The 13508-nt window shown below is 62.4% G+C and carries 10 protein-coding genes; 1 reads left to right on the top strand and 9 read right to left on the bottom strand.

Annotated elements, in window-relative coordinates; genetic code table 11:
• Nucleotides 1-29 precede the first annotated feature (29 nt).
• Genes L4923_RS19110 through cyoA form a run of 6 tightly spaced genes read right to left on the bottom strand, consistent with a single transcriptional unit; the run spans nucleotide 30 to nucleotide 6323 of the window.
• Nucleotides 30-1355, bottom strand: a complete 1326-nt coding sequence (locus L4923_RS19110; RefSeq protein WP_239368005.1) for an ATP-binding protein — start codon at nucleotides 1353-1355, stop codon at nucleotides 30-32.
• Entirely contained in the window at nucleotides 1355-2158 is an 804-nt protein-coding gene (locus L4923_RS19105; protein WP_425530974.1) for an SURF1 family protein, read from the bottom strand. Before L4923_RS19105 ends, L4923_RS19110 begins: the two co-directional genes overlap by 1 nt.
• Complete coding sequence (cyoD, locus tag L4923_RS19100) at nucleotides 2155-2544, bottom strand: cytochrome o ubiquinol oxidase subunit IV (protein WP_239368003.1); 390 nt, start codon at nucleotides 2542-2544, stop codon at nucleotides 2155-2157. The genes L4923_RS19105 and cyoD overlap by 4 nt, the downstream gene beginning before the upstream one ends.
• Nucleotides 2541-3173, bottom strand: a complete 633-nt coding sequence (gene cyoC / locus L4923_RS19095) for a cytochrome o ubiquinol oxidase subunit III (RefSeq protein WP_239368001.1) — start codon at nucleotides 3171-3173, stop codon at nucleotides 2541-2543. The genes cyoD and cyoC overlap by 4 nt, the downstream gene beginning before the upstream one ends.
• Nucleotides 3170-5176, bottom strand: a complete 2007-nt coding sequence (gene cyoB, locus L4923_RS19090; RefSeq protein ID WP_239368000.1) for a cytochrome o ubiquinol oxidase subunit I — start codon at nucleotides 5174-5176, stop codon at nucleotides 3170-3172. Before cyoB ends, cyoC begins: the two co-directional genes overlap by 4 nt.
• Nucleotides 5177-5180: 4 nt before the next feature.
• On the bottom strand, nucleotides 5181-6323 hold the full coding sequence (gene cyoA, locus L4923_RS19085) for a ubiquinol oxidase subunit II (protein ID WP_239368173.1): 1143 nt from the start codon (nucleotides 6321-6323) through the stop codon (nucleotides 5181-5183).
• Nucleotides 6324-6796: 473 nt separating this feature from the next.
• Between cyoA and L4923_RS19080 the strand changes: the two genes are divergently transcribed.
• Nucleotides 6797-8128: an MFS transporter gene (locus tag L4923_RS19080; RefSeq protein ID WP_239367999.1), complete on the top strand. Its 1332-nt coding sequence runs from the start codon at nucleotides 6797-6799 to the stop codon at nucleotides 8126-8128.
• 75 nt (nucleotides 8129-8203) lie between these two features.
• Here the strand turns inward: L4923_RS19080 and L4923_RS19075 are convergent, their stop codons facing one another.
• The 3 genes from L4923_RS19075 to L4923_RS19065 form a co-directional block, all read right to left on the bottom strand.
• Nucleotides 8204-9415, bottom strand: a complete 1212-nt coding sequence (locus L4923_RS19075) for an ABC transporter substrate-binding protein (protein ID WP_239367997.1) — start codon at nucleotides 9413-9415, stop codon at nucleotides 8204-8206.
• A gap of 206 nt (nucleotides 9416-9621) precedes the next feature.
• The gene (locus L4923_RS19070) at nucleotides 9622-9984 is read right to left on the bottom strand and encodes an SIMPL domain-containing protein (protein ID WP_239367995.1); all 363 of its coding nucleotides are present in this window, start codon (nucleotides 9982-9984) and stop codon (nucleotides 9622-9624) included.
• Nucleotides 9985-10141: 157 nt separating this feature from the next.
• Nucleotides 10142-13508 (bottom strand): beta strand repeat-containing protein (locus L4923_RS19065; RefSeq protein ID WP_239367993.1); only part of this gene is annotated, 3367 nt, incomplete at its 5' end.

Genomic DNA, 13508 nt, shown 5'->3' with positions numbered 1-13508 from the left:
TTCACGGAAACGTGGAACCGCTCTCGGGATCATGCTCTGAGGGTATCGAGGGGCAGTGTCAGCGTCACGCAGGCGCCACGGCCGGTGTTGCGCGCAGTGACGGTTCCGCCGAGCTTCCTGATCACGTTGACGACCAGGAACAGGCCGAGCCCGCCGCCCTCGCGACCCTTGCTCGACATATAGGGCTTCCCGAGCGCTGCGAGTATCTCCTTGTCGAAACCCTTGCCGCGATCGCGAACCATCAGCACCAGGTCCTGCGCCTGTCGCTTGACGGTGATGCCGACCCAATCCGGAGATGCCTCGAGCGCGTTGTCCAGCACGTTGAAGATGACCTGCTTCAGCGCCGCGTCCGAGACGATCGCCTCATCCGGATCGAATTCGTTGGTGTAGTCGAGCAGCGCCGGCGAACTGTGATCGCGCCACTCGGCGACGAGCCCGTCGAGGAAGGTCCGCACCGTCGTATGGACGCTGCCTTCGCCGCGCGCCTGGCCGGACGACATCAATATGCCGGAGACGATGCGCTTGCAGCGGTCGAGCTGCGCCTGCATCTCGCTGACATCCTCGAGCAGTTCCGGATTGCGCGTGACGGCGTCCGAGCGGCGCCAGTCGCCAAGCAGCACCGAGATGGTGGCGAGCGGCGTGCCGAGCTCATGTGCCGCGCCGGAGGCCAGCAAGCCCATACGAACGATATGGTCCTCTTCGGCCGATTGCTGGCGCAGATCCGCCAGATAGGCATCGCGTTCACGCAGATTGCGGTTGATGCGTGTCATGAACAGCACGATCAGCCCGGCCGCCAGGACAAAGCAGACGAACATGCCGCGTATATGCAGGTCGAAGAGATTGCCGCCGTGATGCGACATCTCGATCGGCAGGAACGCCATCGTCAAAAGCACGAAGCACAGGGAAGCGGCACCGACGAGCGCCCATGTCGACCAGGGCGCCAGCAGCACCGCGCCGAGCGTGATCTGCAGCAGGTAAAGCGAAACGAAGGGGTTCGACGCGCCGCCGCTGAGGTAGAGCTGCGCCGTCAGCGCGGCCATGTCGAGCAGCAGCGACGCGAACAGGACCCCGTTCGACACCGGTCGACGCATGCGCAGGAACAGGAGGCTGGCGAGATTGAGCCCGACAAGCGAGAGCACGACCGCGGCCATCTGTGCCAGCGGCAGCCTGATGCCAAAGCCCCATTCTATTGCCGCGATGGTGATCACCTGGCCCGCGACGGCGAGCCAGCGCAGCTGAATCAACAGAAGGAGGTTCTTCCTGTTGGTGGCGTCCGGATTGAAAATGATATCGCTCCCTCGACCGGATCCGGTCGAGATGTGTGTCTTCCAGCGCGGCAGCGGCGTCAAGGTCATCAGCGCTTCCGATCCGCAACGCTTTGCCGGCCGCGAAGCAGGACAAATCCCAGTGCCGCCGACAGCATGGCGGCAAGGCCGAACCATGTCAGCGCGTAGACGAGATGGCTGTTGCGGAAGCTAACGACCGTCAGGCCGCCACGCGGCCAGCTGTCACCGGTGATCGCATCCGCATCGACGAAGAAGGGGGCGACATCGCTCAGGCCGCGGGCGGCGGCAATTGCCGCCACGTCGCGTGAGTACCAGCGATCATTGGCCGGGTCGTTTTCGCGCAGGAAACCGCCGCCCGGCTCGCTGATGCGCAGCAGTCCGGTGACAGTCGTGGTGCCTTCGACGAGGTCGGCCTGGCGAGTGGCCGGGGCCTTGCGATCGAACGGTACGAAACCACGGTTCACCAGGACGATGAAACCTTCGTCGGTCCTGAACGGCGTCATCACCCAGAAACCGCCGCCAAGAGCCGTCACTGCCTGCGCGAACGTTTCGCGGTCGTTGAGATAGGAGCCGCTCAGGCGCACCCGCAGATACTCATGCGTTTGCGGGCTCACACGCGACCATTCGGAAGGTCCAGGCACCGCCAGCTCCGGCGCATGGATGCGCTGCTCGACGCGGGCGATGAGGTCCAGCTTCCATTCCCGCCGCTCGACCTGCCAGATGCCGAGCCCGACCAGGATGGCGATGCAGAGCAGCGAAAGCGCGAGGAGCGTGAAACGGGTGACCGGCGAACGGTGACGGCGGACGGTCTCGCGCCCATCCGATCCGGTATTTTCTGCGTTGGTTCCTCCTGCGCCCTCGCCGGCGCTCACGGCATCTCGCTCATATCATGGCGCCCGGGCATCATGTTCGTGTCGAGATGATACATCACCCAGAGCGAACCGGTCAGCACGATCACCACCAGGATGATCGTGAACATCATCGCCAGCAGCGACCAGCCGCCCTCCGACGACGAGTTCATGTGCAGGAAATAGACCATGTGCACCACGATCTGCACGACCGCGAAGATCATGACGACGATGGCGGCGGCCTGCTTGTTCTCGATCGCGCCGGTCATGACCAGCCAGAATGGGATCGCGGTGAGGATGACGGACAGGATGAAGCCGGTCAGATAGCCCCTCAGCGAGGCGTGGCCATGGCCGTCGGCATGTGCATCGTCTTTGTCATGGGTGTCGGCGGTATCGTGGTTTGCGCTCATCGCAGCATTCCCATCAGATAGACGAAGGTGAAGACGCCGATCCAGACCACGTCGAGGAAGTGCCAGAACATCGACAGGCACATCAGGCGGCGGCGGTTGGCAGCGATCAGGCCGCGCTGGCCGACCTGCATCATCAGCGTCACCAGCCAGACGATGCCAAAGGTGACATGCAGCCCGTGCGTGCCGACCAAGGTGAAGAAGGCCGACAGGAAGCCGCTGCGCTGCGGGGTCGCCCCCTCATGGATCATGTGGACGAATTCGTAGAGCTCGATACTGAGGAAGGCGAGGCCGAACAGACCCGTCACCGCCAGCCAGGCCTGTGTTGCGGCAACGCGGTTCTTCTCCATCGTCAGCATGGCGAAGCCATAGGTGATGGACGACAAAAGAAGCATCGTGGTGTTGACCGCCACCAGCGACAGGTCGAACAGGTCCTTCGGTGCCGGGCCGGCGGCATAGTTGGTGCCGAGCACGCCATAGACGGCAAACAGGATCGCAAAGATGAGGCAGTCGCTCATCAGGTAGATCCAGAAGCCGAGCATGGTGCTGCTGCCCTCGGCGTGGTCGTGCTCGTCCTTCACATAAAAGGTGGGAACGGCTTTTTCGGCGGCCGTCGCCGCGACGGCGCTCACGACCGTGCCGCGAGGAGCTCGGTCCTCGCCTCCTCTGTTCGTGTCACTTCCTCGGCAGGAATGTGGAAGTCGCGGTGGTAGTTGAAGGTGTGGCCGATGGCCGTGACCAGCAGGGCAAAGAAGCCCACCGCCGCCAGCCACCAGATGTACCAGACCAGGGCAAAGCCGATGACGGTGCTGAGGCCTGCCAGGATGACACCAGTACCGGTGTTGCTGGGCATGTGGATCGGACGATAGCCGGAGAGCGGCCGGCTGTAGCCGCGCTTCTTCATGTCCCACCAGGCGTCATTGTCGTGGATGACCGGCGTGAAGGCGAAATTGTAGGCCGGCGGCGGCGACGAGGTCGACCATTCGAGCGTGCGGCCGTCCCAGGGATCGCCGGTTTCATCGACCAGCTTCTCGCGCCGCATGATCGAGACGAAGAACTGCAGAAGCATCGCGGCAATGCCGACGGCGATCAGGGCAGCACCCAGGCCGGCGATGATGAACCAGATCTGCAGCGACGGGTCGTCGAAGACGCGCATGCGGCGAGTGACGCCCATCAGGCCGAGGATGTAGAGCGGCATGAAGGCAAGCCAGAAGCCGACCACCCAGCACCAGAACGAGACCTTGCCCCAGAAGGGATCGAGCTTGAAACCGAACGCCTTCGGCCACCAGTAGGCGATGCCGGCGAAAAGGCCGAACAGCACGCCACCGATGATGACGTTGTGGAAATGCGCGACGAGGAAGAGGCTGTTGTGCAGCACGAAGTCGGCCGGCGGAACCGCCAGCAGCACGCCCGTCATGCCGCCGACCGTGAAGGTCAGCATGAAGGCTACCGTCCACATCATCGGCAGCTCGAAGCGGATGCGGCCGCGATACATGGTGAAGAGCCAGTTGAATATCTTCGCCCCCGTCGGGATCGAGATGATCATCGTCGTGATGCCGAAGAAGGAGTTGACGCTGGCGCCCGAGCCCATGGTGAAGAAGTGATGCAGCCACACCAGGTAGGACAGCACGGTGATGACCACCGTGGCGTAGACCATCGAGGTGTAGCCGAACAGTTTCTTGCCGGAGAAGGTCGACGTCACCTCCGAGAAGACACCGAACAGCGGCAGGATGAGGATGTAGACTTCCGGGTGACCCCATATCCAGATGAGGTTCACATACATCATCGGATTGCCGCCGAAGTCGTTGGTGAAGAAGTTGGTGCCGACATAGCGGTCGAGCGAAAGCAGCGCGAGCACGGCCGTCAGCACCGGGAAGGAGGCCACGATCAGCACGTTGGTGCAGAGCGACGTCCAGGTGAAGACGGGCATCTTCATCAGCGACATGCCGGGTGCGCGCATTTTGATGATGGTGCAGATCAGGTTGATGCCGGACAGCGTCGTTCCGACGCCGGCGACCTGAAGCCCCCATATGTAATAGTCGACGCCGACCCAGGGGCTGTAGCCGATGTTGGAGAGCGGCGGGTAGGCGAGCCAGCCGGTTTGCGCGAACTCTCCGACGAACAGCGATGCCATGACCAGCACCGCGCCGCCGACCGTCATCCAGAAGCTGAAATTGTTGAGGAACGGGAACGACACGTCGCGCGCGCCGATCTGTAGCGGCACGACATAGTTCATCAGGCCGGTGACCAGCGGCATCGCCACGAAGAAGATCATGATGACGCCGTGCGCCGTGAAGATCTGATCGTAGTGATGGGCGTTGAGATAGCCTTCGGAACCGTTGAAGGCCATCGCCTGCTGCAGCCGCATCATGATGGCGTCGGCGAAGCCGCGCAGCAGCATGATGAGCCCTAGCACCATGTACATGATGCCGATCTTCTTGTGGTCGACCGAGGTGAACCACTCGCGCCACAGATAACCCCAGAGACGGAACCAGGTGAGCGTGGCCAGCAGCGCCACGCCGCCCAGCGCCACGACTGCGAAGGTCGCGACGAGGATCGGCTCATGCAGCGGAAATGCCTGCCAGGTCAGGCGCCCGAAAAGGAAGGTGGTTTCCACCGGTTGAGGAACAGCCATTACGTCAAAGCCTTGAAGAAAGAGCGGGGACGTCCAGTTGCGACATCGCGCCGGGCAGTTCGGGACGCGGCCAGGGCCGAAGCAGGCCGGCACCACGAAGCGGGGAATGGTCCTTGGGACCGATGCTGTTGTCGCCGCCGTTGCGCGCGGCGCGGAAGGCTGCTTCCGCCTCCTCGGCCGTGCAGATGGAAGCAACATAGGATGGCCGCGGACCAAAGATCGAACCGCGCCGGGCGAACTTGTCGTATTCGAGCGGCAGGGTGTTGTAGGCGCCTTCCAGGCCGAGGCCTCCCTTGGCATCGATCGCCATCATCTCGTTCATGCACATCTTGCCGGGCTCGACGCACATGTTGAGAATCGCCTGGTAGAGGTTGGGATCGACCGAGGCGTAGCGGCGGACCGGCTCATTCTCGCTCGGCCGCTCCAGCTGCAAGTAGTTTGCCTTGTCCAGCGTCTGGCCGGCGGCCTTGGCCTTCGCCACCCACTCGTCGAAGCCTGCCTGCGACTGGCCATGGAATGCGAAGCGCATGCCGGAGAAGCCGGCACCGCTGTAGTTGGCCGAGAAGCCCGTATAGCTGCCCTCGTGATTGATCACGGCATGCAGCTTCGTCTCCATGCCAGCCATGGAGTAGATCATGCCGGCGAGCGCGGGAACGTAGAAGGAGTTCATCACGCCGGACGAGGTGATGCGGAAATCGATCGGCCGGCCGACGGGTGCTGCCGCCTCGTTGACCGTGGCGATGCCGTATTCGGGGTAGATGAACAGCCACTTCCAGTCGAGCGACACGACCTCGACCCTGAGAGGCCGGTGGTCTTCCGTCACCGGCTGGCCCGGCGCGATCCGGTCGAGGCGCCGATAGGGATCGAGCAGATGGGTGCCGAGCCAGGTCAGCGCACCGAGGCAGATGATGATGAGCAGCGGCGCGGCCCAGATGACGAGCTCCAGCTTGGTGGAGTGGTCCCAGTCGGGCGCATAGGTGGCCGAGGCGTTGGACTGCCGGTAACGCCAGGCGAAGAACACCGTCAGCGCCATCACCGGCACGATGATGATCAGCATCAGCAGCGTCGAAATCACGAGCAGGTCCCGCTGCTGCGCGGCAATGTCGCCCGAAGGCGCGAGCACCACGAAGTCGCAGCCGCTGAGCATGGCGGCCAGAGGCAGGATCAGCAGGCTTGCAAGCCTTCGCCCCAGCCTGTGTGAAGAGAACCCAAAAAGTGACTGATCTGTGGACATGAGGCGTCCGCCTGTCATTGTGCACTGCAAGATATGCCACGGAGTAACCGAGCCGGACGCGGCCATGACATTGGACAATTTGTCCAATCCCCCTGCCGAGTGCGATGCATCAAGATTTTAGGTGCACCGCGGCATTTATCTCCGGGGCCGATGGAGCTGAACGAATTTCGCTCCTTCTCTCGGGTTTTACTGTATGATCGTTGTCCGAAAGTCCGCAACCTTTGTCTTGCTGACCTTCGGTTCGAGATCATGCTCTAGAGCAATTTCAGGAAAAGTGCGCAGCGGTTTTCCGTCCGGAATTGCGTGAACAAAGAGTTAGAGTATCTCCGCGTTTCCGAGAAAACGGAAACGCTCGAACGTTGGGAGTGCCGGCCGGCACTGTAGAGATGACTGAAGCCACAAAAGCCGAACGCGACGCCCGCATCGTATCCGACCATCATGACGTCAATCCCGGCGACATCGCCGTCGGCGTGGTCATTGGGCGGACGTCGGAGTTCTTCGACTTCTTCGTCTATGCCATCGCCTCGGTGATCGTATTCCCGAAGCTGGTGTTCCCGAACGTCGACCCGCTGACGGCCACCGCCTACTCCTTCGCCATCTTCGCGCTCGCCTTCCTGGCAAGGCCGCTCGGCACGATCCTGTTCCTGGCCGTCGACCGGCAATATGGCCGCAGCGCCAAGCTCACGGTCGCGCTCCTTCTGCTCGGCACCTCGACCGTCGCCATCGCCTTCCTGCCGGGATATGCCACCATCGGCGCGGCCTCAGGCTGGCTGCTGGCGCTGGCGCGCATCGGCCAGGGCATCGCCTGGGGCGGCACCTGGGACGGGCTGCCCTCGCTCCTGTCGCTTAACGCGCCCGAGAACCGGCGCGGGCTCTATGCAATGGTGCCGCAGCTCGGCGCCCCGATCGGACTGATCGTGGCCAGCACGCTGTTCGCCTTTTTCGTTCTCAACCTGTCGGCCGAGGACTTCTTCGGCTGGGGCTGGCGCTATCCGTTCTTCGTTGCCTTCGCCATCAATGTCGTGGCGCTCTTCGCTAGGCTGCGCCTTGTCGTGACGCCCGAATTCACGCGCCTGTTCGAAAACGGCGAACTCCAGCCGACGCGGGTGCGCGAGACCCTCAAGGCCGAGGGCCGCGTCGTCGGCATCGGCGCGTTCGTGCCGCTGGCGAGCTTCGCGCTCTTCCACATGGTGACGGTGTTTCCGCTGTCCTGGGTCTTCCTGTTCACCAAGGAGGGTCCGGGACGCTTCCTGCTGATCGAGGCGGGAAGCGCAGTGTTCGGCCTGCTGGCAATCGTCACCTCCGGCCTGATCGCCGACCGCATCGGCAGGCGCTCGCTGCTGTTCAGCACCGCAATCGCGATCGCCGCCTTCAGCGGCTTCGCGCCGCAGCTTCTCGACGGCGGCACGGCAGGCGAGATCGCCTTCATGGTGCTGGGCTTCATCCTGCTCGGCCTGTCCTTCGGCCAGTCGTCCGGCGTGGTGGCGTCGCGCTTCTCGCGCCGCTATCGCTATACGGGCTCGGCCGTCACGTCGGACCTGGCATGGATGTTCGGCGCAGGCTTCGCACCGCTGGCCGCCTTGCTGCTTTCGGCCAATTTCGGCCTGATCTCGGCCGGCGCCTACCTGCTCTCCGGCGCGATCTGCACCCTGGCTGCACTGTGGATCGCCGGACAGGCGATCGACCGCGGCTGGCAGGAGAACCGCTCGGCCGACTAACCCACGTCTCCGCTCCGAGTTTTGTTTTTGTCGCATTCTTGTAACGCCAAGTGATTCCACTTGGCTACAAAATGCTCAGTAGCCCGACACCGAATTCGCGACCTTTCTTGCTGCGCCTTTTTCGATCCGGTAGAGCGACATCGCACGTTCGCTGGCGCCGTCGGCCCGGAAATGGAACACGCCGGTCGATCCGCGGAAACCGTTCCGGTTCTCGATGACTTGGCGCGTGAAGCCTTTCGGCCCCATCGCGCCGGCTATCCCAGCCGTCAGCGCAACGCTGTCATAGGCATAGATCGCGTTGACGTCCGGCGCATAGCCATAGGTCGCCTTGAAACGGTCGGCGATCGGGCCGGTCTCGTTCTTGTCCAGCGCAGCCACGTAGACGCCTTGCAGCAGCGGATCGGCGAGCGGTTGTTCAAGCCAGCGCGCAGTGCCGACGATGGCGACCTTGTCGGGCGAGATGCCTTGCGCCTTCAGCGCACGCAGGATGGGAAGCGGACTGGCATCGCCGATGGCAATGACCACGCCTTCGGGTGTGGCGACTGTGGCCAGCATGTCGGCCGCTGCCTTCTCCGCCCCGGTGGCAGGATCGAAGGGCACGGTGAGCGCGAGCGAAGCACCGGTGATGCTCAGGCCATTGACCACCCGTTTTTCGATGGCCCCGGCGATCGGCCCTTTCGCGACGAACAGGACGAATTTGCGCTTGCCCTTCTGGGCGATGGCCGCGGCACCGGCTGCTGCGCTGTCGGCCTCGTTAAGGGCCATCGCATAGAGGCTCGGGGCGCCGGAGAAGTTTTCCGCCAGGACGAGGACCGGCGGCCGTGTCGGGCCGGAAATGGAGGTGAGACGCTGCGCGGCGTCGAGTTCGACCGGACCGATGATGACCTTGGCACCGGCAGCCATTGCCTTGACGACAAGGTCCTTGGCGACAGTGCTGTCGCCGCGCGTATCCTGGATGGACAGGGTGATGTACTGGTTGCCGAGATCCGACATGGCAAGCTTGGCCGCGTCGGACATCCTGCGGCCTTTCTCCCCTATTGCGCCACCGGCCGAAAGCGGCAGCAGCATCGAGACCCTGGTTTCGCCATTGCCTAAAGTCTGCGACCCGGGCAAGGAGCCTGCCGGTGATGTGGGGTTTTCGCTCGCGCTTTTGGTCTCGGACGAGGCGCCGCCGGGATCGAGAACATCGCCCGCCGTCTTGGATTGACACGCCACCAGCGCCAACACCGGCAGCGCAGCCAGCAGCATGCCGCGGCTTGATCCGAATAGGCCCGATTTGGATTGCATTGCGGTTCTGCTCCCCCGCTCCCTGCCACGGTCGCCCCCGAGGACGCACGGCACAGGCTGAAGATTATAGAGGTCGGCGCGCGGTAACCATCGGATGCACGAAACCCATCCCCCGATTTGGATCGAGAGGGTTCCCCGGCAAATAGCCGGCGCTGCCAGAAGCAAGAGGATTTTGAGTGGGCACCGAAGTCTACGGCGCCGCTGCTCTAGTGCATGTATTCAACCATGCGATCGTGGAAACATTCGCATTTGTTGAGCGTGTCCTCGTCGCGGTAATTGGTCTTGAGGTAGCCATAGGCCATGCCGCAAGCGACCTTGGCCTCCGAAGCCCAGACAAAGACCGGACGCGAGGAGTGGACCCACTCGTCGCTCTTGGCCACTGCAACCGCCTCGTCCATCAGCCGCACGACCTCGGTCTTCAGCGTGCTCATATTCTCCTCCAGGATCAGGTTGGAGGTCCCCACGGTGCGGCAATAGTCGCCTGCCGGCGTGCCGATGATGTCGGCGGCCTGGGCACCCGTCACGCCGAGCGACAGCAGCAATGCCAGACCGAAAGAAGAATGCTTCATAATCTCCCCCTCGCAAGAAAAGCACAGCGGGGCGGTCGCTGCCGCCCTGCATATGCAACCAAACCCGATTGAAATGTAGCATGACGCCAAGCCAAGGAGCGAGTGCTCCTTGGCTTGGCGTATAGTCGTGTAGACAGCATGTTCGCTTGCGCTGTCATCAGGTCGCGGTGCCCGACTTGTCGTGATTGTCCTCGCTGTAGAGGATGTTGACGGTCGTCAGACCCGTGTTGAGCGTCGCGACCGTCTCGTAGTTGTCGCCGCCGCCATTGGTGTCGACCTTCAACGCGCCGGTGGCGTTGTCGTAGTCGACATAGCCCGCGGTTCCGACATTGGTGCCCAGCGCGACATTCAACAGTTCCGAGAGGTCGACGACATCGCCGTCGGCATTGCTGTAGTCATGGATGACGTCGACCATGCCGACTTCCGAAAGCGCCGACTGGTCGATGACGAAGGTATCCTTGCCACCTTCACCATAGAGGTGGTTCAGGCCGGCACCGCCATAGAGCGTATCGTCGCCGCCACCGCCATGCAGGGTGTCGTTGCCGTCCAACCCGTAGAGCACGTTGGCATTGCCGTCGCCGGTCAGCAGATCGGCGAGATTCGAACCGATCAGGTTCTCGATACCGGTCAGCTTGTCGCCGCTGGCATCGCCCGTGGAGGTTTGAGCCGTCCCGACGAGCGTGAGGTCAACCGTCACCCCAGTTGCCGAATTCTGGTAGCTCGCCGTGTCGCCGAGTGTCGAATGCGTGCCGCCGTCAAGGACATCGGCTCCGGCACCACCGACAAGAGTGTCATCGCCTGCCAAGCCGTTCAGCGTGTCGGAACCGAGACCGGCAACGAGATTGTCATGGCCCGCCGTACCGTTGATAGTGTTGGTCGGAGGCGTGGTCGTCAACGCAATGGAGCCTGTCGACGTATCCCCGTCTGCGTCAGTGGCCTGAATATTGAAGGACAAATTCAGGGGACTGCCGGCATCGAAGCGCAGGTACCCAACATTGGAAATTTGGAAATCGGCGCCAGAGGCGTGGCTGACCTCGATCCGGTTGTACCCATCCGCAGTGTATACCGATATGACATCGCCGGTAACCGAAGGAACGATGTAGCCACCACCAGATTGCGTGAGGCTGCTCAAATTCAGCAACACACCGTTCTTGTAGATTTGCGTTATCGTATCCTTGCTTCCCGCATCATTGGTCAGATCTGTGTAGTTGTTCGATGCGTTGTCATTTGCATCATAGGTCATCACCAGCACGCCGGAACCGGCAGTACCATCCACTGTGAACGAAAATCCGTTCGTATTGTAATGGGCGCCGTCGGTGTAGCCGTTATTGGAGCCACTACCGGTCATGGTGACGGATTTTGCAAAATCAAACCGAAGTATATCACCCAGTCCGACGACAGGCTGGTCGACACCAAAGGCAACACTCGAGCCCGCGCTGCTGCCATTGACGGCAGCTTGCGATCCATTTGAGTGCGACGCAGAGATCAGGATGTCCTGATCGTTCGCCGTGGTGTCATTCACCATCTTGTAATCTCTCTTGCTTGTATCGCTGAGATTCGAGCTGGTGATTGTCGTTCCGGAGCCGTCATCCAGCGCCCGGGAGAACTGGACCGTATAGATATCGCTCGGTTCGCTTTTCGCATTCGGCGACAGTTTGACGGTGAAGACCGTAGTCTCGTCCGTTCCATTGCCGTCGAGATCGATCTTGGCTGTGAGCGTATCGGTTCCGAAGCCATAGAGATGAACGGTCTTGCCCCCCGATGTAACGGCGCTTGCGCCGCTCATCAATGTCGAACCGTTGGTGCCGGAGAATACCGCGCTGCCACCATCCGCGCCGATGCTGTCATAGAAATTGAGCGCGCCGCTGCCAATCGCGTTGGCCCCGTTCTCCATGGTTATGGCCTGCGCAGTGAAGTTCACCGGCGAGTCATCGTCGAAATTGATCGTCAGCGTGCCGGTGCCGGTATCGCCGGCGCTCGTATCGCCATCGCTGTCGCTGACCTTGTATTGCAAGGCCAGCTGAAGATCGCCGGCTTCTGCATTGTTGGAATTGGCATGCAGCACCGGATTGACCAGACTGACCTGGTAAGCACCCGTCGACGGCGTGACATCCACCGTGAACAGCACCTGGCCGACGCGTGCTGCGACCGTGCTGGTGGTGATTGTCGCCAGCAGCCTGCTCAAGGTGCCGTCCCAAGAGTACGTGACCTGTTCCTGGCCGATCCCCACCGACGTACCGGCGAGGTTGGCGAAGCTGTAGGACAGCGCACCGTCTCCGCCCGAGCCGCTCAACGTGCCGGTTGCGAAAGCCGAGGCGGTTGTCGTGTCGTCGCCCGTGCCTCCAACCAGCCCGTGCAGCAGGCCCTCATCATCCATCGCAGCAGCAACCGAGCCACCCGTCGGCACATTGTTGGTGTTGGCGATGTTGATGGTCTGGGTCGCATCCGACGTGTCGCCATCCCCATCGGTGATCCGATAGGTGAAGGAGCCCGACTGGTTCGACGTGCTTGCGTTGACAGCAGGGTCAAAGGTCCAGGTGCCATCGGCTTTGAACGTGTAGACACCAATACCGGCGACAGAGAACGAATAAGCACCGCCTGCGACTGGCGTTCCCGTCGTTATCGCGACGAAACCGCTACCGAGATTGACATGGGTGAGCGTCGCACCATCGGCACCCTGGGTATCGTTGGCGAGGAGATTGACGCCGTTGGTCACGCCGTCCGTCTCCTGTACGTTCATGTCTGCGCCGGCACGCGCCGTCGGCACGTCGTCGACGATGTCGACCAGGATGGTGCCTGTCGTTGTGTTGCCGTTGGCGTCGGTCACCGTATAGGTGAAGCTGTCCTTGCCTGCCTCGGTGGTGATGCCGTTGTCGGTCGTCGCACCGTCATAGGTCGAGGTCAGCGTGTAGGTGTAGGTGCCGGTGGCCGTGTTGAGCACCAGATTGCCATGCGCACCGGTCGCCGACGAAGTCAGCGCATAGGTGTATGGACCGGCGCCGCTTCCGGCCGTGATCGCACCGTTGAAGATCTGGCTGCCGTCCAGCGGCGAGGAGCCGCTTGCCAGGCCCTTCTCGTTGACCAGAGCCTCGGTGTCGCTCGCCGTCACCGTCACATTGTTGACGGTGATGTCCAGCGTCACCGTCGAGGTGTCGCCGTCGCCATCGGTGATGGTGTAGACGAAGTGGTCGACCGCATTGGCCGTCACCTTGTCGGGATCGGCGCTGTAGGTGTAGCTGCCGTTGGCGTTCAGGAACAGCGTGCCGTACTGGCCGGCAAGACCTGCAGGGCCGAGATTGCCGACCGCAGCCGTCGTAACGTCCGTGCCGGCCTTCACACCCGTCACCGCACCGCCAGGTGCCGCACCGTCCGCCCCCAGCACATCGTCCGTGCCGTCCGTCAGAACATTGCCGCTGACATCGGCACCTTCCGTCACACTGTTGGTGTCGGCACGCGCCGTCGGCACGTCGTCGACGATGTCGACCAGGATGGTGCCTGTCGTTGTGTTGCCGTTGGCGTCGGTC

The sequence above is a fragment of the Terribium retamae genome, assembly GCF_022347545.1.
Classification (GTDB): domain Bacteria; phylum Pseudomonadota; class Alphaproteobacteria; order Rhizobiales; family Rhizobiaceae; genus Mesorhizobium; species Mesorhizobium retamae.
This window is presented reverse-complemented; position numbering and strand designations above follow the sequence as displayed.

Coding starts and splice junctions, on each gene's coding strand:
- L4923_RS19070 (WP_239367995.1), bottom strand. CDS start 9,984: ATGAAGCATTCTTCTTTCGGTCTGGCATTGCTGCTGTCGCTCGGCGTG.
- cyoB (WP_239368000.1), bottom strand. CDS start 5,176: ATGGCTGTTCCTCAACCGGTGGAAACCACCTTCCTTTTCGGGCGCCTG.
- L4923_RS19075 (WP_239367997.1), bottom strand. CDS start 9,415: ATGCAATCCAAATCGGGCCTATTCGGATCAAGCCGCGGCATGCTGCTG.
- L4923_RS19080 (WP_239367999.1), top strand. CDS start 6,797: ATGACTGAAGCCACAAAAGCCGAACGCGACGCCCGCATCGTATCCGAC.
- L4923_RS19110 (WP_239368005.1), bottom strand. CDS start 1,355: ATGACCTTGACGCCGCTGCCGCGCTGGAAGACACACATCTCGACCGGA.
- cyoD (WP_239368003.1), bottom strand. CDS start 2,544: ATGAGCGCAAACCACGATACCGCCGACACCCATGACAAAGACGATGCA.
- cyoA (WP_239368173.1), bottom strand. CDS start 6,323: ATGCTCAGCGGCTGCGACTTCGTGGTGCTCGCGCCTTCGGGCGACATT.